Source organism: Blautia sp. SF-50 (assembly GCF_900101315.1).
In the GTDB taxonomy this organism is placed as follows: Bacteria; Bacillota; Clostridia; order Lachnospirales; family Lachnospiraceae; genus Blautia_A; species Blautia_A fusiformis.
Genome location: NZ_FMUW01000032.1, coordinates 1 through 18,920, shown reverse-complemented (window position 1 = coordinate 18,920; position 18,920 = coordinate 1). Strand labels below are relative to the sequence as shown.

Annotated in this window: 19 protein-coding genes; 16 read left to right on the top strand and 3 right to left on the bottom strand. The window is 42.4% G+C overall.

The window, feature by feature from the left end; genetic code table 11:
• The first annotated feature begins 116 nt into the window (after positions 1 to 116).
• From mgtA (BLP57_RS14710) to BLP57_RS14635, 16 genes are all read left to right on the top strand, one after another.
• Positions 117 to 2,780, top strand: coding sequence for a magnesium-translocating P-type ATPase (gene mgtA / locus BLP57_RS14710; RefSeq protein ID WP_092072795.1), 2,664 nt, complete (start codon positions 117 to 119; stop codon positions 2,778 to 2,780).
• Positions 2,781 to 2,794: 14 nt separating this feature from the next.
• A complete protein-coding gene (locus BLP57_RS14705; protein ID WP_092072792.1) occupies positions 2,795 to 3,298 on the top strand; it encodes a winged helix-turn-helix domain-containing protein in 504 nt (167 codons plus the stop codon).
• A 280-nt stretch (positions 3,299 to 3,578) separates the two neighbouring features.
• Positions 3,579 to 3,704 (top strand): hypothetical protein, encoded by a 126-nt coding sequence (locus BLP57_RS18470; RefSeq protein WP_255363789.1) that lies wholly within the window; start codon positions 3,579 to 3,581, stop codon positions 3,702 to 3,704.
• 15 nt (positions 3,705 to 3,719) lie between these two features.
• Positions 3,720 to 4,031 (top strand): DUF3784 domain-containing protein, encoded by a 312-nt coding sequence (locus BLP57_RS14695; protein WP_092072789.1) that lies wholly within the window; start codon positions 3,720 to 3,722, stop codon positions 4,029 to 4,031.
• 165 nt (positions 4,032 to 4,196) lie between these two features.
• A complete protein-coding gene (gene mgtA / locus BLP57_RS14690) occupies positions 4,197 to 6,962 on the top strand; it encodes a magnesium-translocating P-type ATPase (protein WP_092072786.1) in 2,766 nt (921 codons plus the stop codon).
• A 12-nt stretch (positions 6,963 to 6,974) separates the two neighbouring features.
• A complete protein-coding gene (locus BLP57_RS14685; protein WP_092072782.1) occupies positions 6,975 to 7,154 on the top strand; it encodes a hypothetical protein in 180 nt (59 codons plus the stop codon).
• A gap of 294 nt (positions 7,155 to 7,448) precedes the next feature.
• Complete coding sequence (locus tag BLP57_RS14680; protein ID WP_059085283.1) at positions 7,449 to 8,093, top strand: single-stranded DNA-binding protein; 645 nt, start codon at positions 7,449 to 7,451, stop codon at positions 8,091 to 8,093.
• A gap of 135 nt (positions 8,094 to 8,228) precedes the next feature.
• Positions 8,229 to 8,978 carry a hypothetical protein gene (locus tag BLP57_RS14675; RefSeq protein ID WP_179960943.1) on the top strand — a complete coding sequence of 250 codons (750 nt, stop codon included), beginning with the start codon at positions 8,229 to 8,231 and terminating at the stop codon, positions 8,976 to 8,978.
• A gap of 13 nt (positions 8,979 to 8,991) precedes the next feature.
• Complete coding sequence (locus BLP57_RS14670; protein ID WP_059085281.1) at positions 8,992 to 10,809, top strand: AAA family ATPase; 1,818 nt, start codon at positions 8,992 to 8,994, stop codon at positions 10,807 to 10,809.
• Positions 10,697 to 11,074 (top strand): helix-turn-helix domain-containing protein, encoded by a 378-nt coding sequence (locus tag BLP57_RS14665; protein WP_225084396.1) that lies wholly within the window; start codon positions 10,697 to 10,699, stop codon positions 11,072 to 11,074. Before BLP57_RS14670 ends, BLP57_RS14665 begins: the two co-directional genes overlap by 113 nt.
• Positions 11,071 to 13,200: a vWA domain-containing protein gene (locus BLP57_RS14660; RefSeq protein WP_092072779.1), complete on the top strand. Its 2,130-nt coding sequence runs from the start codon at positions 11,071 to 11,073 to the stop codon at positions 13,198 to 13,200. The genes BLP57_RS14665 and BLP57_RS14660 overlap by 4 nt, the downstream gene beginning before the upstream one ends.
• A gap of 17 nt (positions 13,201 to 13,217) precedes the next feature.
• Positions 13,218 to 13,961 (top strand): hypothetical protein, encoded by a 744-nt coding sequence (locus BLP57_RS14655; protein ID WP_004223740.1) that lies wholly within the window; start codon positions 13,218 to 13,220, stop codon positions 13,959 to 13,961.
• Between the two features lie 62 nt (positions 13,962 to 14,023).
• Positions 14,024 to 14,572: an AbrB/MazE/SpoVT family DNA-binding domain-containing protein gene (locus BLP57_RS14650; protein WP_092072775.1), complete on the top strand. Its 549-nt coding sequence runs from the start codon at positions 14,024 to 14,026 to the stop codon at positions 14,570 to 14,572.
• A gap of 1 nt (position 14,573) precedes the next feature.
• On the top strand, positions 14,574 to 15,629 hold the full coding sequence (locus tag BLP57_RS14645) for an SAM-dependent methyltransferase (RefSeq protein WP_092072772.1): 1,056 nt from the start codon (positions 14,574 to 14,576) through the stop codon (positions 15,627 to 15,629).
• Between the two features lie 55 nt (positions 15,630 to 15,684).
• Positions 15,685 to 15,927, top strand: coding sequence for a hypothetical protein (locus BLP57_RS14640; RefSeq protein ID WP_004223743.1), 243 nt, complete (start codon positions 15,685 to 15,687; stop codon positions 15,925 to 15,927).
• The gene (locus BLP57_RS14635; RefSeq protein WP_092072769.1) at positions 15,924 to 16,484 is read left to right on the top strand and encodes a hypothetical protein; all 561 of its coding nucleotides are present in this window, start codon (positions 15,924 to 15,926) and stop codon (positions 16,482 to 16,484) included. Before BLP57_RS14640 ends, BLP57_RS14635 begins: the two co-directional genes overlap by 4 nt.
• Before the next feature lie 49 nt (positions 16,485 to 16,533).
• Here the strand turns inward: BLP57_RS14635 and BLP57_RS14630 are convergent, their stop codons facing one another.
• From BLP57_RS14630 to BLP57_RS14620, 3 genes are read right to left on the bottom strand one after another with little or no spacing between them, the layout of a single operon-like run.
• The gene (locus tag BLP57_RS14630) at positions 16,534 to 17,121 is read right to left on the bottom strand and encodes an SOS response-associated peptidase (RefSeq protein WP_092072765.1); all 588 of its coding nucleotides are present in this window, start codon (positions 17,119 to 17,121) and stop codon (positions 16,534 to 16,536) included.
• 43 nt (positions 17,122 to 17,164) lie between these two features.
• On the bottom strand, positions 17,165 to 17,473 hold the full coding sequence (locus BLP57_RS14625; protein ID WP_004223751.1) for a hypothetical protein: 309 nt from the start codon (positions 17,471 to 17,473) through the stop codon (positions 17,165 to 17,167).
• A gap of 19 nt (positions 17,474 to 17,492) precedes the next feature.
• Positions 17,493 to 18,761, bottom strand: a complete 1,269-nt coding sequence (locus tag BLP57_RS14620; RefSeq protein ID WP_092072762.1) for a Y-family DNA polymerase — start codon at positions 18,759 to 18,761, stop codon at positions 17,493 to 17,495.
• Positions 18,762 to 18,920: the final 159 nt, after the last annotated feature.

The window sequence follows — 18,920 nt, the reverse complement described above, 5'->3', positions numbered from 1 at the left end:
GTTTAGAATAAATCCCTCCATTGAATCGCAAGAAAAAAGCAAGAATATAAATCTGTTATTTTCACAACTCTATGTTAAAATGTTCTTACTCATACTGAGAAAGGAGGAACCTATTTTTGTCGAAAGCAACACTATTTGACAGCCGTATCAAAAAATACGCTTACTGTAAGCCGCCAGAAATCTGCCGGGATCTTGGTACATCTGCCCTTGGGCTATCCAAAGAACAGGTGGATGCAATGCGGGAAAGATATGGTAAAAACAGTTTTCAGGAACGTAAAACAGATACCACCATCCAGCGACTGCGGCGAGCATTTATTAATCCATTTCATGTGATTCTATTTATTTTAGGTATTGTTTCTCTCGTTACGGATGTTTTTATGGCCTCTAATTTTACACGGAACGCTACTACTGCCCTTATCATTTTTTCCATGATCGTAATCAGCGGTATCATCCGTTTAATTCAGGAACTGCGGGCGAAAAGCACCGCCGCACAGCTTGACCGTTTGATTCACGAAAAGGTTACTGTAAGACGGAATGGGGAACTACGGGAAATCCCCGGTGAAGAATTAGTGGTAGGCGATCTAGTTCTGTTTTCTGCTGGTGATCGTGTTCCAGCGGACATCCGACTGACAAAGGTAACCGATCTATTTATTTCCCAGGCCGCTATCATTGGTGAAAGCGCCATTTTGGAAAAGAGCTGCCGTACACTTTGTTACAAAGAGCAGGAACCCATAACACAATTGGAAAATCTTGCGTTTATGGCGACCACAGTTATCAGTGGAAAAGGAGAAGGCATCGTGCTGGCCGTAGGAACGGATACGCTGTACGGAGGATTTACCAAACCGGATTCCGAAGATAAAAATGCTTTTCAAAAAGGAGCCAATTCCATTGCCTGGGTCATGATCCGGTTTATGGCAGTTCTGGTTCCCATTGTATTTCTTATATTGGGAATCACAGGTGGAAAGTGGCTGGAATCCTTTGCATTCGCACTGTCTGTAGCGGTAGGGCTGATGCCGGAAATGCTCCCCATGGTCATCACCGCCTGCCTTGCAAAAGGAAGCCTTGCCATGGGTAAAAAACAGACCATCATCAAAGATCTGAACGCCATGCAGAGCTTTGGAAGCATGGATGTGCTTTGTATGGATAAAACAGGAACACTGACCAATGAAAGTATCCTGCTGGAATATTATATGGATATCCTGGGCAATGAAAATACAGAAGTCCTGGATCTGGCTTATCTGAACAGTTCCTATCATTCCGGCGTCTGCAATCCCATTGACAATGCCATTCTTGCCTGTAAATCCATGCCAGGCAGGGAAATCCATTATGCCAAGCTTCTGACAGAATATCAGAAGGCAGATGAAATCCCCTTTGACTATACCCGTAAGTTTGTCAGTACCCTTGTGCAGGACAATACCGGAAACAGCCATCTGATTATGAAAGGGGATATTGCACACATCCTTTCCCGATGCAGTCATGTAGAATATCGAGGAACACGACTTCCTATGGAGAAAGATGCCAGACAAAGCGTATTTTCTGTGGTAGGGGAAATGCTGCAGGATGGGATGAAGGTTATTGCTGTGGCTCGGAAAAATGTGGGAACACTAAGAGAAATCACACCTGACGATGAAAAGGATATGACTTTGGTTGGCTATCTGTCTTTCTTTGATGCTCCAAAACAGACTGCAGGCGAATCTGTAACAGCACTGAAGAGATTAAAAGTAATCCCGAAGATCCTGACCGGAGACCAGGCAGCCATTGCACTCTCCGTCTGCCGCCGGGTTGGAATCTCTGCGGAACATATCCTGACTGGCACCCAACTGGATGAAATGACAGACTGTGAACTAAAAAAGGTGGTAGAAGAAACCCATGTTTTTGCAGAGCTTACTCCCGGTCAGAAAGTGCGTCTGGTTTCTGCACTCAAAGATAATGGTCATACCGTTGGATTTCTTGGGGATGGGGTCAACGACATCCCGGCACTGAATGAGGCAAATGTGGGGATTTCTGTAGATACAGCAGTGGACGCCGCCAAAGATGCTGCTGATGTTGTACTGCTGCAAAAAGACTTAAATGTATTGGAGCAGGGTGTCCTGGAAGGGCGAAAGACTTTTACCAATATGCTGAAGTATATTAAAATCACTGCAAGTTCCAACTTTGGAAATATTTTTTCCATCATTTGTGCCAGTGCATTTTTACCGTTTCTTCCTATGACCTCCATCCAGATCCTTCTTCTGAATCTGTTATATGATACGCTGTGTATCGTACTTCCCTGGGACAATGTAGATGAGGAAGAAATACTGTCCCCAAGAGACTGGTCCGGCAAGACACTGAAGCAGTTTATGCTTTCTTTCGGACCGATCAGTTCCCTGTTTGATATTGTGACTTTCCTGTTTTTATATTATTTCCTATGCCCTGCTCTATGCGGAGGGACAACTTACCTGCAGCTTACCGATCCTTCCCTAAAACTTCAGTACGCTGCTTTATTCCAGACAGGCTGGTTTTTAGAGTCCATGTGGACACAGGTTTTGATCCTGCATTTCCTGCGTACTGCCAAAATCCCGTTTCTCCAAAGCAGGGCATCTGCACCGGTCATCTCTATCACTTTGGTGGGGATTCTTGCTTTTACAGCCCTTACGTCTACCAGTGGGGCATCACTGTTTGGACTGACAAAATTACCGCTTTGGTATTTTGCCTTTTTGCTACTTGTGGCATTTTTCTATATGCTGCTAAGTTCCGTAACCAAATATTTTTATAAGAATAAATATCAAGAGTTGATTTAAAGGAGGCGTTCATGATGAAAAAGAATATCAGTTATATTCCCATGGATCATACCCTTGAAATCTGGCTCTTGGAAAAATTATTAAGGGAACCGCCGGAAAGTGCTTATACAAAAGAGCTTCTTTCCGGTATTCAGGATATGATAAGCGGAGAAGTATCCTCGCTGTTATTAGGAGCCTTAGAAGATAAAGAGGTGGCCATTGGTGTACACTCGGATGAACTTCTGATCGGTGATCTGGAAATTCATCCAAGGAGCCGGAAAGTCCTGATGAAAGGTTCTGAAATCAGCCTGACACCAAAGGAATTCGATATTTTGTATTTTCTGGCTAAGAATCGTGGAGAAGTATTTACAAAAGAACAGATTTACCGTGCAGTATGGGAGGAGGATTATCTTCTGGATAACAGCAACATCATGGCTTTTATCCGGAAACTGCGAAAAAAGATTGAACCTGCCCCGGATTCTCCCACATACATTTTAACCATCTGGGGGATTGGTTATAAATTTAATGATGAGTTATAAGAAAGGCGGACTGAGACCATTTTAGTTTCAGCCCGTCTATTTTCTTGCCAAATCGCATGAAAATCGCAAGACTTTAGACATAGGATTCCTCGGCTGTTTTTTATATACTTTTCGTGGTCAAAGAAACGTATCCAGAAATAAGGTAATGATTCATGCCAATTGGGAGGTGTTGCAATTGAAGAGAAAACGAAAAGATTTGAAAGGGGCAATCCTTTTTGCTCCCTACCCCATATTTACAATCCTATGCGGTTATCTGGGCTGGCATTTCTCTGGATATAGAATGATTATCTTTCAGTTTTGGTATCAGGTAAGCGCTATGGTCTGGGTTATTCTTGCTACCACTATGATTGTACTTATCACCAAACTTTTGAAACTGACAAAACGAAGCAACCGCTTCTATCACTAAAAGGAGGATCAGACAATGAACTTTACCTGCATTTTTTTTGGATTCCTATTTACCTTTGCCGGTCTTTGGTTTGCCTTTGGAAAGGGCTACCTCCATCTTTCCCTATGGAAAAATATGCCGCAAAAAGAGAAGGATAAACTTCGAATTGTCCCTCTTTGCCGTAATATCGGAGGAATCATTACCTTAAACGGTGTCATCTTTCTGGTAAAAGGATTTTTGCCCTTATTTTCAAACCACTGGTTTGTATCTGCAATGATTGTATGGATGATACTTGCCGGCTTAGATGTCTGGTATATCGAAAAAAGCAACCGATACCGCAGACCGTAATTCCCATTGCGGTTTTACATAGATAGCTTTTAAAGATTGTGAGGTGAAAGACATGGACTCTGAAGGCAGTCCACGAAGGCAGAGAATATTGTATGAGTGTCCACAGATTCCGTGTCCCTCATAGAATCTTCCTTGCCCCTACAAAAATTCAAGGAGGTAAGACCAATGAACAAAAAAGAAAATCGTATGGCTGTTCGCCAGACTGTAGAAAAGGCAGTCATCCGTGACGAACAGAACCGTCGCATCCAATCTGCAGCAACCAACCCGGTAAAAGAGGTTTTAAAAATCTTTCATACCACACTTAGGGGGTTAGAAGCAGATACCGTATCCGTAAACCGTTCCAAATACGGTACGAACAAAGTCACCCACGAAAAAAAGAAATCCCTAGCAAAACGTGTGGCGGGTGCATTTATCAACCCTTTTACTGCTATTTTATTTTGCCTTGCTTTTGTTTCCACGATTACGGATATGATTTTCCCGTATTTTTCACTCTTTGGAAGCGTACCAGAGGACTTTGATTTTTTGACAGTCGTTATCATTTTAACTATGGTATTTATTTCCGGTACCCTTCGCTTTGTGCAGGAATCCCGCAGCGGAAATGCGGCGGAAAAGCTGCTTGCAATGATCACAACCACCTGTACCGTCACCCGCATAGGACAGGAAAAAACAGAGATACCCATGGATGACCTGGTGGTAGGTGATATTGTCCATTTATCTGCTGGGGACATGATTCCGGCAGATGTCCGTATCCTGGATGCAAAAGATCTATTTGTCAGCCAGGCAAGCCTTACCGGAGAAAGTGAGCCGGTTGAAAAGCTCCCTCATGTAAGCCCACATAAGGACAGTGTAACGGATTACACCAATATTGCATTTATGGGCAGTAATGTAATCTCCGGAAGTGCAACGGCTGTCGTTATCTGTGTCGGAGATCATACACTGTTTGGCTCTATGGCCGCTGCTGTTGCCGGAGAAGCTGTGGAAACCAGTTTTACAAAAGGTGTCAATGCTGTGTCATGGGTACTGATCCGTTTTATGCTGGTTATGGTTCCACTGGTATTCTTTGTGAATGGCATTACAAAGGGGGATTGGCTGGAGGCTTTCCTATTTGGGATTTCCATTGCAGTAGGACTCACACCGGAAATGCTTCCGATGATTGTAACCACCTGTCTTGCAAAAGGCGCTGTTTCCATGAGTAAAAAACAAACGATTGTAAAAAACCTCAATTCCATTCAGAATTTTGGTGCTATGGATATCCTCTGCACAGACAAGACAGGGACACTGACACAGGATAAGGTGGTATTGGAATATCATCTCAATGTAAATGGAGAAGATGATACCAGAGTCCTTCGTCATGCCTATCTGAACAGTTATTTTCAGACAGGATATAAAAATCTCATGGATCTGGCTATTATCCATAAAACAGAGGAGATGGAAGCGGCAGATAAACGTCTGATTGACCTGTCCGAAACCTACGTCAAGGTGGATGAGATTCCCTTTGACTTTAAACGCCGCCGTTTATCCACTGTGGTACAGGATAAAAACGGAAAGACACAGATGGTAACAAAAGGTGCTGTGGAAGAAATGCTTTCGATCTGTAGCTTTGCAGAATGTGACGGGCATGTACAACCTCTGCGTGATGAAGTGCGGAGCCGGATTTTGAAAACTGTAGATGGATTAAATGAAAAAGGCTTTCGTGTTTTGGCTATCGCCCAAAAGAGCAACCCATCTCCAGTAGGAGCTTTTGGTGTTAAAGATGAATGCGATATGGTGCTGATTGGTTATCTGGCATTTTTAGATCCACCAAAAGAGTCTACTGCCGATGCTATCCAGGCATTGAAAAACCATGGGGTCCTTACCAAAATCCTCACAGGTGATAATGAAAAAGTAACCCGAACCATCTGTAAACAGGTCGGACTGAAGGTTCGCAATATGCTCCTGGGTTCTGATCTGGAACACATGAATGATGCGGAACTTGCCAGGGCGGCAGAAACCACCGATGTATTTGCGAAACTGACACCGGAGCAGAAAGCCCGTATTGTTTCTGTTCTTCGTGAGAATGGTCATACCGTTGGATTTATGGGTGATGGAATCAATGATGCTGCTGCCATGAAATCTGCGGACATCGGAATCTCCGTAGATACAGCGGTAGACGTGGCGAAAGAATCGGCAGACATCATTCTTTTAGAAAAAGATCTGATGGTTTTGGAGCAGGGCATCATTGAAGGTCGGAAAACCTATGCCAACATGATCAAATACATCAAAATGACGGCTTCCTCCAATTTTGGAAATATGTTTTCCGTACTGGCTGCATCGGCTCTTTTACCATTCCTGCCAATGGAAAGTGTACATTTGATTTTCCTGAACCTGATCTACGACCTGTCCTGTACGGCAATCCCATGGGACAATGTAGATGAAGAGTTTATTGCCAAACCACGAAAATGGGATGCCTCCAGTGTAGGCAGTTTTATGATCTGGATTGGACCAACCAGCTCCATCTTTGATTTTACTACTTACATTTTCATGTACTTTGTATTCTGCCCGTTCTTTGTATCCAAGGGTATCCTGTTCAATGACCTGCCGGCCCATTTTAGCGGAGCAGAACTGACAGCTATGCAGACACAGTATATCGGAATGTTCCAGGCTGGCTGGTTTGTAGAATCTATGTGGAGCCAGACATTAGTGATCCACATGATCCGTACACCGAAGCTCCCATTTATCCAGAGCCGGGCATCTGCTCCTGTGACATTCCTTACGATGACAGGGATTACGATTCTGACCATCATACCATTTACGATATTTGGAAAGCTTCTTGGGTTTGTGGCACTGCCAGCAGCATACTTTGCATATCTGCTTCCGTGTATCTTATTGTATATGATTTTGGCAACAAGCTTGAAAAAGGCTTATGTCCGTCACTTTGGCGAATTGCTTTAAGGGGGTGTAACAATGAACTGGAAAGAACTTTGGATGACACTTTTTGGAACTACGGAATGGCTTGGTCTGAACATAGGATTCTGGGTGGCATTAGCTGCTGTATTACTAATTGTAATTCTTATGAATGTCCTATTTTGGTCTATGAAGCCGAAAACAGACACAAAAAACTGTCCTAATAAAAAAGAGGCATAAAAGAAGCAGGGGAGATACACAAATTTTCGTGGAGTCTCCCCTCATGTATTTTCTTTCAGTGCAACACAACATACTGTATTTTTATTATTGACCTTCGCTATATCTTGTGTTACTATGATATTGTATTTAAGTTTTGTGTTATCCCTTTATAGGGTGTCTGGATACTATCTCCAGTACACATGCAGTTTAAGTTGGAAAATCGTGTCATTATAATGCCGTTTTATACGGTGCTATAATGGCACTTTTTTTATTTATCACTATTTTATCGCCCAAAGGGCAGAAAGGAGAATTTTTATGTCATCTATTATCATTGCAACAGGAAGGGTAACTGCCGATCCGGTTATGCAACAAGCAAAGAACTCCGGAACTGAATACATCAGTCTGGGGCTTGCTACCAACCAGAGAGGTCAAAACGGAAAGGAAGAACCCATCTTCTATCAGTGTTACTGCAACAAGTTTCTTGCAGATCGACTGATAAAAGCCGGTGTCAAAAAATCAACGTGTCTTATGGTCTACGGAGATTTAGAACTCCATCCGTATATTCACCAGAAAGGCAATAATGCAGGTCAAGCAGCTATCACGCCGCAAATTATGGTAAAGGACTGGCAGTTCTTACCTGCGAATCGTAATGATACCAATGCAGCAACACCTGTACCGGGGAATCCAATGGTCGGAAATCCGAATGTTCCACCAGTACCAGCAAACGGTGCTACTTATAATGGAAACCCGGCAATGGGAATGAATCCTTCCGGTACCGTGCCTACTGGCGCAATGCCAGTCAATAACAATATGATGCCACAGGCCGCACAACAGATGTCTTATGCTCCGGCAGGGGGATCGGCTTATGCACCACAGGGATTTACGGCTGGCAATGTATCTGGTGATGGATTTACCAATATTCCGGAAAATACACCACCACAGCAGCTTCCATTCCCGTAAATTATCAAAGATCCCTAAAATGAAGGAATTGCGACTTTCCAGTATCTACTGGTCTGCTGCAATTCCTTTTTCTATTGAAACAAACATGGAGGAAATGAAGTGAATACACAAAAGAAATTTCTTAAAGTTCTAAGTATGCTCACAATAATTTTGTTAATTGCAACTATATTCATACCAGGAAATGGAAATCGTAATGCAGTCGCAAGTATCGGAATCCTTGGCATCCTGCTGCTATTTCTTTCCACACTTCTTCCCAAAATCCATAAACTGACTCTAAACCTACTCAAAAACCAGGGCAAAACAAGCCCTTGGTCTTCTTTGAAATCATCTGAGCCAGTTTCCGAAACAGAAGAATTGCTTTGGAGACAAATCAGCTATCAGATTACCGACAAACTACAGGCTGCATTTCCAAATGCAACATGGGAATTCCAAAAGCAGCCATCCATGAAGCAGCTTCTTTGCGGAAATCCCATACGTCTGAGAACCTTTCATACGGAGGACTACAACTTTGCGGAAGCACGTATGAACCAATACGGATATCTGGAACTTCAAATGCTGACCATTGCCAGCCTCAAAAAGACTGTCACAGTTACCGATGAGGACGATGTTCCTTTTGCTGATCCGGAATCCTGGTATTCCTTAATTGGCAAGAAAAAACTGGAGAACCTTATCGGACAGCTCCATGCGAAAGGACACCATAAACTCTATATTAATGAAAACGGGCAAATTTACATCCAAAATGGTGATACAGCGGAAATCAAGGATTGTTTTGATTATTTCCCGCCACGAAACTATTGGGATATTCTCATTTCCATCTTCCAAAAAGATGAATTGACCGCAAAAGAAAAGGACCAGGCACTAGAATTATCCTGGATAAAAGAATAAAGGAGGAAATACTATGCCAAATACAAACTTTGTCCCTAACTGGACTTTTGAAAGAACGCTACCATCTCCATTTGACAGCTATTCCGGGAAAAGTGCAGTGATGAAAGACATCGCTTCCAAATATTGTAATCAGCCTAAAAAACGGGCTACTCTCCATTCTGCTACTTTGCAGGCAGTTTTTTCTTATATGGATTTGGAAAATCCACCTGCTGGAAAAGCAGAGGAAGAACTCGGAGCCATTGGAAGCCAAGCAAACAATTTTACAATCGCAGAATATCCAAGCCGTACCGGGTTGCTGCATGTAGTGGTCTACAACCGTATGACTGGGAAATTTATAGCCGGAAAGTATGAAAAACCTTTGGATCTGGACAGTAAACCAGAGCCATATCAGTTTAAAAAAGATGAAGATTCCGGAAGTGCTCTTTATTTTGCTTTAATGCCTACGTTTCTTTCTGATGACGAATTCAATGAAAAATATCAGGAATTAAAGCAACACCGTGATGACGGTTTTCCTGACCTGCCCAAAGCTGCAGAAACGGCTGCGGTTCTTTGTGATAATGTGTACCGCAGGATCCGTTATGGTGATTCCCTTCCTATCGGGAACATCAAAGTTGACACTCCTGCAAATGGCGTACTCCAAAGACTTACACCACTGAATATCCAAAAAGGTGTTTATGCACCAACGGAAATTATCCAGGGTGCCTTTCAGGTATTAAAAGGTGGACATCACTATACTGCTTCCGCCGTTTCAATTCCCAAAGAAGATTTTGTCGATAAATACATCCTGTCCAATTCTCGGACATTAACTCCCCAAGAAGAATCAACCGTTCCTATTCTCGAAGATTGGTATGTAATCCCAAAAGAAATCCAAAGAATATGCGAACATGCCAAATTAACAACTGACAGCAAGCAGCCTATGCGGAATTTTATGCTCCGTGGGCCTGCTGGAACAGGAAAGACCGAAGGTGCCAAAGCCATTGCTGCAGGACTTCACCTGCCTTACCGATGCATCACCTGCTCGGCAAATACAGAAATTTTTGACCTTCTTGGACAGATTTTACCTGATGTAGATGAAAAACAGCTTTCTTTGGTAGGGGAACTGCCCTCTTTTCAAGACATTACCCTCGATCCGGCTACTGCCTATGAAAAATTAACGGGTACTTATGATGAAAAGGTATCAGAAAATACAGTTTATGAAGAATTGATCCATCATATATCTGAGGAAATGAAGCAGAAACAAGCTGCTACCTCCAGCAGCCAACAGTTCCGCTATGTGGATACACCACTGGTTGAAGCCATCCGAAACGGCTATCTGGTAGAAATACAGGAGCCTACGGTGATTGCCAATCCTGGTGTACTGGTAGGGCTTAATTCCCTGTTGGACCGTTGTAACAGTGTATTTCTGCCAAACGGGGAAGTCATCCATCGGCATCCGGATACTACCATTGTAGTCACAACTAATCATGACTATGCCGGCTGTCGTCCCATGAACCAGTCTGTCATTTCAAGGATGAATATGGTCATAGATATGGATGAACCGGATGAAGAGACCATGGTAGAGCGTGTTCTTGCTATTACCGGATGTTCCGATAAAAAATCAGTACGTACCATGACACAGATTGTACGTTCCATCGCACAGTATTGTCAGGATAACCTGATAACAGATGGCTGCTGTGGAGTCCGGGAATTAATTGCCTGGGTTCAGTCTTTTATGGTATGTGGCGATATACAGGAAGCTGCTCATTATACCATTTTATCTTCCGTCACTGCCGATTCTGAAAGCCGTATCGAAATTGAAGGTTCTTGCTTGGATACAGTTCTTGCATCATAACACACTATTGAGGAACACCTTTTATACCGAAGCCGAACTACGCAAAACTCTGGCAGAAAATCTCGTTTATTTAAGAAAATCCAAGCAGACGAAACTCTCTCAGAAAGCCGTAGCAAGACTTCTGCATCTACCGGAAAAAACAATTATGAACTATGAAAATGGGCATACGCTTCCATCTGCTTACGCCGTCTTTCGGTTAGCCCAGTATTACGGCTGTACAATGGAAGATCTCCTAACCCAAAATATGAAAAAGAAAGAAAGGTGAAGAAATTGAATAACACTCAAAAAGCTTTAAAAAGAATGATCCGGGATACGGAGTCAAAAATCACTGATGAAGAACTCTTTCTTTCATCGGCTTTCCAAAAATACCAAACATCTCTGGCGAAAGCGGCTACTGGCCGTTCTCGCTATGGACTTCAGGTACTTATGGAATGGGACAGTTCTGAAAATGCAGACATCGCTTATACAGATAATTATAAAATTCACTGTAACGCCGCAAACTCGATAACCCAAAGCTTTCCTTCCCGATTTCTACGTTCACAAAGCCTGACAGGATTGACCGGACATGAAATCGGACATCTGCGTTACTCTGATTTTGCATCACTACAGCTTTATCTGACCAATATGGAAAATGGTTCCTTCTATCCAGAAGCACCAGACAATCTTCCTTCTGGATACAAGGCAAATCTGCAGGACATCTTAGATGCCATGGAAGAAAAAGATAACGCAACGTGTCTGACGCTATCCCGCTGTGCTGCACAGTTTAATAATATACTGGAGGACATCTACATTGAAGCCCGGATGTGTGAAGAATATCCCGGAACTTTTAAGCAGGGAATACAGATCAATAATCTGCGGATGTCTGAATTGATTCCTTCTATACAGGAACAAATTGACTGTGGCTATCAGCCGTTTTCCATCATGAGTAATTTGATTTTGTCTTATTGCCGGACTGGTAATATAAATAACCGCACGAATTATTCCGGAGAATACACGGACACACTCTCAGACTGCATGGATTATATTGACGATGCCTTAATTGCCACACAGGGGAAAGAACGCTTCCTTGCTTCCAACTATCTTTTAGTACTTTGCTGGAACTACATTCAGCCTATGGTAGAGCAAACCAGAGAATCTTTAAAAAAGCAGGATAGTACCCAAGTTGGCGATGCTCTGGAGGATCTGCTGCGGAAAGAATCAGGTAGCGGATCTCCTCTTCCAACTGGTAAAAACGGAGGAATCCCCAAAAACATTCCAGGTCCTACAGAAAAATCAAAAACTCCTATAACCTGTGACTTATCTAACCTTGATCCAAATTACAGGCAAGATGCGATTAACCAGGCAGAAAAAGTACTGCAAGAAGAAGGGGGCAGAATTGAACTTGCTAAAACTACAGCAATATTAGATGGAAATAATCCAGGAATCACATACGCATCACAGTATGCCGGTTCCGGTTATGAAAATGCAGCGAATGATCTTGCACGCATCCTAAATGATGTTGCTACGGAAAAAGCCCAAAATGATTATGAACAGGAATTAACAGAAGACTTGCAAAAATCGGCGGATGAAATACATTACGGAAATGCCCATGCAGGCATCCATGTAACAATCCACCGCATCAATCCCGTTTCCGACTTTTTTATCAAATCTTATCAAACAGTTGCTCCCCCTCTTTTGCGGACCTCCAAAAGGCTGCAAAGTTCCATTCTTCCTTTATTAAAAGAAGAGGCAGAAGGCGGGAAACAAAAAAACCTGTTATTTGGTAAAAGGCTGGATATGCGGGCTTTACACCGAAAGGACGGCGGTATCTTTACCAGAACCAGGCTACCGGATGAAGAACAAAAACTTTCCGTGGGACTTTTGGTTGATGAAAGTGGTTCTATGGGCTGGGGAGATCGTATTACCCATGCCCGGAAAACTGCAATCGTGCTGTATGATTTCTGTACGAGCCTGGGAATTCCTATTACCATTTATGGGCATTCTACAGATTCCAAGGGTGTTGCTTTGTATTCCTATGCTGAATTTGATTCTCTGGATGCCTCTGACCGTTACCGGCTGATGGATATGTCTGCCCGTAATGGCAACCGGGATGGAGCTGCACTTCGTTATGTTGCGGAACACCTGGCAAAGCGTCCGGAATCACAAAAACTCCTCATCATAATCTCTGACGGACAGCCCGCAGATTGTGGGTACAGTGGTACGGAAGCAGAAGCAGATCTTCGTGGTATCAAGAATGAATATCGTAAACGTGGCATTGTGATCTTTGCTGCAGCAATTGGTGATGACAAAGAAAACATCCGCAGAATCTATCAGGATGGTTTTTTAGATATTACCAAATTAGAAGATTTACCCAAAAATATGACACAGCTTGTAAAACAATATTTGAAATAGAAAGAAGGAAAACATACATGAGTGAAAATTATCAAAACTCAATTACAGATCAGATATGCAAAGTCCAGACCAGTAAAAAATTAATTGCACTGTATGACCGCCTCCGCTACACAAGTTATAACAGCTATGCACAGCTTCATGCAAAAGGAGAATTTGAAGAAAATGGTCATAAAGTTCACTCCCTTATTGGAATCTCCATACAGGATTACTCTAGTGGTACCGGTGATAAAAATATTATCACCCGTTTTCATCTGGCACCCGAACAAATTCAATTTCTGCTGTCCAGAGTTACCGCTGGCTTTCCTGAATTTGAATGGTCACAAAGTAAAATATTTGGTGTGCCGGATGGCAATGGCTATTCTACTGCACAACAGTTTTTTATTTCCCGCCACGTATATAACAACCAGCAGGAAATACTGACCAGTCCATGGAGAATTCAAATTAATAACGGAAAAGGTATCAAGAAAAAGAATCATAACGGCGGCACTTATATGCAGGCTCAAAGTTTTATCTCTGAAAAAAGTGCTTTTATACAATTGACAGATATGGATTTTTATATGCTGTTAAAACGTGCTGATTCCTATATCGTAAATTGGGAAGCCTATGTTGCATCCTTCCTGATTCAAAACGGCAAACAACAGCTTAAAAAGCAACAGGAAGCAAGAATGGCACAAAATATACAGCCACAGCCAGATGAAATGACTTCCTATATGCAGGGACAGCCACAAGAGCAATATCTGAATGGTATGTATGTCGCTTAAAGAATTTCAACAAAGAAGCAGCCGAAAAGACTGCTTCTTTTTATAAAGGAAAGGAGATCTCTATGGATTATGCTACAACACTAAATATTGACCAACAAGGGCGGATCATTATTCCTGCCAAAGTAAGAAAAGCCCTACAGCTTCATACAGGCGATGTATTGATGCTGGAAGCTGACACACGCAACATCTGTCTTCGTAAATGCGACTCCCATATCCCTATGGATATCCGGTTAGACAGTTTCCTGGATATTTTACATAGTAATGTCCCTTGCCGGATCCTGTTATGTAATCATTCCAAAATCATTGCTTCCAAGAATTATCATACAGCACTTAATATGCCTGTAACAGAAAGTATTCAAAGGCTTCTGCAACAGGGAAAGATGAAATTATTCTCTGATAAGGAACGCATATACCCTACTATGACAGGAAAATATCCCATATCAGCCTTTTTCCCTATTTCTAAAAAAGACGAATTTGGTGAAACGTTGGGACTTTTACTGTGTACAAAAAATCAACAGCCTTTCAGCGAAATGGATTTAGGCTGTGCCAAAATGACTGCAGCGGCGATTTCCCGCTACATCCAACAAAATTATGAAAGGAAGGTGACATAAAATGAATGACTTACTGCTGCAACGGGCAGCACAACTATTGGAAGCTGAATTTGGTCCCCAATGGCGTACTGTCGCTGACATGCTTGGAACGGAAGGATTGCGAAAACGTGTAGGAAAGGAACTGACTTCTTTCATGGCATACCCAGAACGAGGGGATGGCGGAAACAACCAGTGGCGTGGCAACTGTTCTCCCGAAGTGGTAGCAGCGCTTCTACGCTATTGCCTGGACGATAAGCGATATTACGGAAAAGATACCAGCACCTTTACCCTCTTAGATCCCATGAGTGGATCCGGGACTTCAAAGGCGGCGGCAGACCGTTATCAGGTACGCTCCCTTCTCTATGATCTAAACCCGGCACCTGCTTATGGAAAAGGTAACTGGAATGCTCTCAAAGATGAAGTAGAGGATTCCGCTGATCTCATCTTTTTCCATCCGCCCTACCACAACATGATTCAGTATTCCGGAAATATCTGGGGAAAGCCTCACCCGGATGATCTGTCCCGCTGTGAAAACTATTCGGATTTTCTAGAAAAATTAAATCACTGTATCCGGAAATTTTTCCTGGCACTTCGGAAAGGCGGAAGGCTTGCCATACTGGTAGGCGATATCCGGCTCCGTGGTAAGTTCTATAGTATGCAGAATGATTTAATGCGGATGGGCGACTTTGAATCTTTTCTGGTAAAAGGACAGTTCAACTGTGTTTCCGACAACCGGACATACAAGAAGCCTTTTATTCCTATTGTGACAGAATATGCTCTGTTGCTGAAAAAAACGGATTCTTTCATTATCCCCTTCAGCATCCGGCAAGAAGGTGTGTTTTCTGTACAAAATACAGATATTCTTGCACTGACTTGGCATCATCTAATCCGGATGACAATGGAGAGTATTGGAGGAAGAGGGGCTTTAAAAGACCTGTACGCTTTATTAAAGGAACACCCAAAAGCGAAAAAGAATCCGCATTATCAGGAACGTATCCGTGCCACCTTATATGAACACCCAGACGAATATATCCCTGTATCGAAAGGATATTTTCGTTTGAGTTACCCTGTTACATAAAAACGAGCCATGAAAAACAGATTCTCTATGGCGATACAAAAGGAGTGTGAACACTATGACAAATCGAAAGCACCATGTGAAAGATAAACAAATAACAACACTCTCTGGATGGTTTCATTCTCCGCTACGGGTTGGAGAACGTGCTATTATTTCTGGGGTCAATGGTTTCTCTATTCTGACATCTCCTATCCTAACGATTTTGGAAGTATCTAAGGACAGTGTCATTTTTGAAACAGAAAATACCATTTACCATCTGGTTCTTATACCAGAAACCGTATCGGAAGTGATGTGTGCTTGAATAACATATATGAACTAGGAAGCAGCCTTTGTGAATTGCTCTCCACTTTAAAGAAAAACCGGGAATACGTTCCACTTGAAATTTTACAAACACAGTATCGGGTTCCTTATGAAACCCTAAAAAAGCAAATTGGTGATACAGCGACAGCTTTTGTAAAAGAAATTACATTATCAAAGCTTATGATAAATCCAGATGTATCTCTGGAACAGCAGATTTCTGTTATCCAACAGACCATTACAACATCCGGGATGCTCAAAGAAATGAGCTATACCTTATCAAAACTGTATGATGTGGAACTACTGCACAGGCAGGCATTAAAATTAAGGACATATATTGAAGATGCTCTATATCCATATATTGCCCTTCAGGATTGCCTTGTGGTTGATATGGAACGTATAGAGGATACGCCAATTATCTACAATACCATTACCCAAATGGTTTATGAGAATGGGCAATGGAGTAAACAGGATTTGGATCTGAACGGGAAACTATTACTCTATGTAAAATCCAGTTCTCCTATGCCTGCAACAACAGAACAAATAAACAATGGATTCTAAATTCAAAAATTATTATGTCAAGAAGGGAAACTTTTGTGGGTTTCCCTTTTTACGAAAATAATTTCAGTTGTTCATATTCTGCTGTCCGATTCAACGGTATGGGCTTCTTAGCAAGAATAATTTCTACCGCTGCATCCTCCATAATCCAATCTTCCAGTTCTTGTCGTTCCAAAAGCAATGGCATCCGTTCATGCACCGGTGCTACGGAAGCATTTGCCTGTGTAGTCAGAATAACAAAACGATTTTGGCCATTATAGATTTGATAACACCCTGCCATAAATAATGTGGCATCCTGCTTTGGACTTTGAAAAGTATATTTTTCTTTGTTTTTACTCCATTCGTAAAAGTGACGGGCGGGAATCACACATCTTCGATGTAGCACACTTTCTCGAAAGGTCTTCTTGTCTAGTATCGCCTCTGCCCTTGCATTGATAAGCAGTCCCTTTCCCTGGAATCCCGGAAAGCCCCACTGCATCTGCCTTGCAGCCACTTCCCTACACTCCTTTGTAAGTACAACTGCAGATTCAGACGGATGGATGTCCTGCCCATGCTCTATCTTTAAACGCTGGTCCAGTTTCTTTACAATCTTCTCAATCTCCTGTGAAGTTTCATCATCCACATAATATCTTCCGCACATTTTCTGTCCTCCTTTTTCCTATTTTACTTCATCCCTGGGTATCTTATACAACCAGTTTCCATGCACAATCCTCCGGACAAAAGAGGAGCACAAAATTGATTTGTTTTCCCAAAAGTACCGCCTGACATCTATACTTCCAGTTCACAATCCCCGCATACCACTGTTTTTCTACAGTCAGAACCTGGATATGATTGATCTGGATAATCTCTTCATCCTCCCCTTTTACCTTCAACATCAATGGCAAAGATTTTCCGGTAGCTGTGAACCAGCACTGGACTGCCACCTCATGATAGGTTCCGGATAAAGGCTCCTGCTCTGTATGCTCTGTATTTATTCCGATTCCAAATGCCACCGTTTCTTCCCCCTTCCCGCTATTCTGTCTTTAATTTCTCATAGTCCACAGACCGTTTTTCCCGTGAAATGCCACCACTCATGTGATCAATACACCCACCTAAAAAAGCCGCACGTATTACCGAATCATTCCCATACCGTTTTCTGATCTGATCTATCGTTTCATCCATTTTTTCCAACTTCTCATAATCATTCGTATCAAATAGATCCAATTGCCTCATATTCACCTGATCCTTGATGCGGCTGGTATGGATTCCCAGATGCCGGATGGGTGTCCCATCCCAGAGCTGGTCAAATAACTGGCAGGCACACTGATGAATCTCTTTCGTAATATTGGTTGCGTTCTGAAGCGTCATCTGGTGACTGGCATAACTGAGATCATAATTCTTAATCCCTACTGCAATCACTTCTGCCCTGACTCCTGCTCCACGAAGTCTGCTTCCTACTGTCTCTGCCAAAGCCAACAGCACCAATTTTGCTGTAGATGCATCTGTCACATCAAAAGGAATCGTTGTAGAATTGCCGTATCCCTTATTGGCAGGCGGGGCAGACTGGACTACAGACACATCAATCCCATTTGCAAACCCCCAGACAACTTCCCCATGTTTCTTCAAATGTTGTTTTAAGTAACTCGGATCACTCTTTGCCAAATCTCCTATGGTCCGAATTCCCAACTTGAAAAGTGTCTTTGTTGTTGCCCGTCCTACAAAAAACAAGTCGCTTACCGGCAATGGCCACATCTTTTTCTGTAACTCAGACTTCCATAGTGTGTGCACTCTGTCGGGCTTCTGAAAATCACTTGCCATCTTAGCTAACAGTTTATTCTCTGAAATACCGATATTCACTGTAAATCCAAGCTGTTCCTTAATCTGTCTCCGCATCTTCTCCGCTGCTTCCACTGGTGTCCCCCAAAGCAATTCCGTTCCAGTCATATCTACAAACGCCTCATCTATCGAGTATTGTTCCACTGCGGGAGAATACTCTTGCAAAATTCCCATAAAAGCTTTGGAACACATCTCATACAATCCATAATTCGGCGGCACTAAGATAAGATTTGGACATTTCTGTTTTGCTTCCAAGATTGATTCACCTGTCTGTATCCGATATTTCTTTGCTGGAATGGATTTTGCCAAAATAATTCCATGACGCATCGCCATATCCCCACCTACCGCCGACACCTGTTCTCTTAAATCGCCTTTCCATCCCAAATGATGCAGCCGATATACCGCTTCCCAGGACAAAAAGGCAGAATTTACATCTATATGAAAAATCACTTTTCCCAAACTCACGTTCCCCTCCTTTATATCTCATTATATAGAACATACGTTCTGAAATCAAGAGATAATATTTTCCATAAGTTAAATGAATTTTTAAATTCTACCTTGCAAGAGTAAATTCTATACCTGTAGAAATTACTTCTGCATGGATTTTTCCTTCTTCTTTTTATA

Bases quoted from the DNA above. Each gene is read 5' to 3' on its own strand.
- BLP57_RS14680 (WP_059085283.1), top strand. From the start codon at position 7,449: ATGTCATCTATTATCATTGCAACAGGAAGGGTAACTGCCGATCCGGTT.
- BLP57_RS14645 (WP_092072772.1), top strand. From the start codon at position 14,574: ATGAATGACTTACTGCTGCAACGGGCAGCACAACTATTGGAAGCTGAA.
- BLP57_RS14675 (WP_179960943.1), top strand. From the start codon at position 8,229: ATGCTCACAATAATTTTGTTAATTGCAACTATATTCATACCAGGAAAT.
- BLP57_RS14685 (WP_092072782.1), top strand. From the start codon at position 6,975: ATGAACTGGAAAGAACTTTGGATGACACTTTTTGGAACTACGGAATGG.
- BLP57_RS14640 (WP_004223743.1), top strand. From the start codon at position 15,685: ATGACAAATCGAAAGCACCATGTGAAAGATAAACAAATAACAACACTC.
- BLP57_RS14630 (WP_092072765.1), bottom strand. From the start codon at position 17,121: ATGTGCGGAAGATATTATGTGGATGATGAAACTTCACAGGAGATTGAG.
- BLP57_RS18470 (WP_255363789.1), top strand. From the start codon at position 3,579: ATGATTATCTTTCAGTTTTGGTATCAGGTAAGCGCTATGGTCTGGGTT.
- BLP57_RS14655 (WP_004223740.1), top strand. From the start codon at position 13,218: ATGAGTGAAAATTATCAAAACTCAATTACAGATCAGATATGCAAAGTC.
- BLP57_RS14650 (WP_092072775.1), top strand. From the start codon at position 14,024: ATGGATTATGCTACAACACTAAATATTGACCAACAAGGGCGGATCATT.
- BLP57_RS14670 (WP_059085281.1), top strand. From the start codon at position 8,992: ATGCCAAATACAAACTTTGTCCCTAACTGGACTTTTGAAAGAACGCTA.
- BLP57_RS14705 (WP_092072792.1), top strand. From the start codon at position 2,795: ATGAAAAAGAATATCAGTTATATTCCCATGGATCATACCCTTGAAATC.
- BLP57_RS14695 (WP_092072789.1), top strand. From the start codon at position 3,720: ATGAACTTTACCTGCATTTTTTTTGGATTCCTATTTACCTTTGCCGGT.
- mgtA (WP_092072786.1), top strand. From the start codon at position 4,197: ATGAACAAAAAAGAAAATCGTATGGCTGTTCGCCAGACTGTAGAAAAG.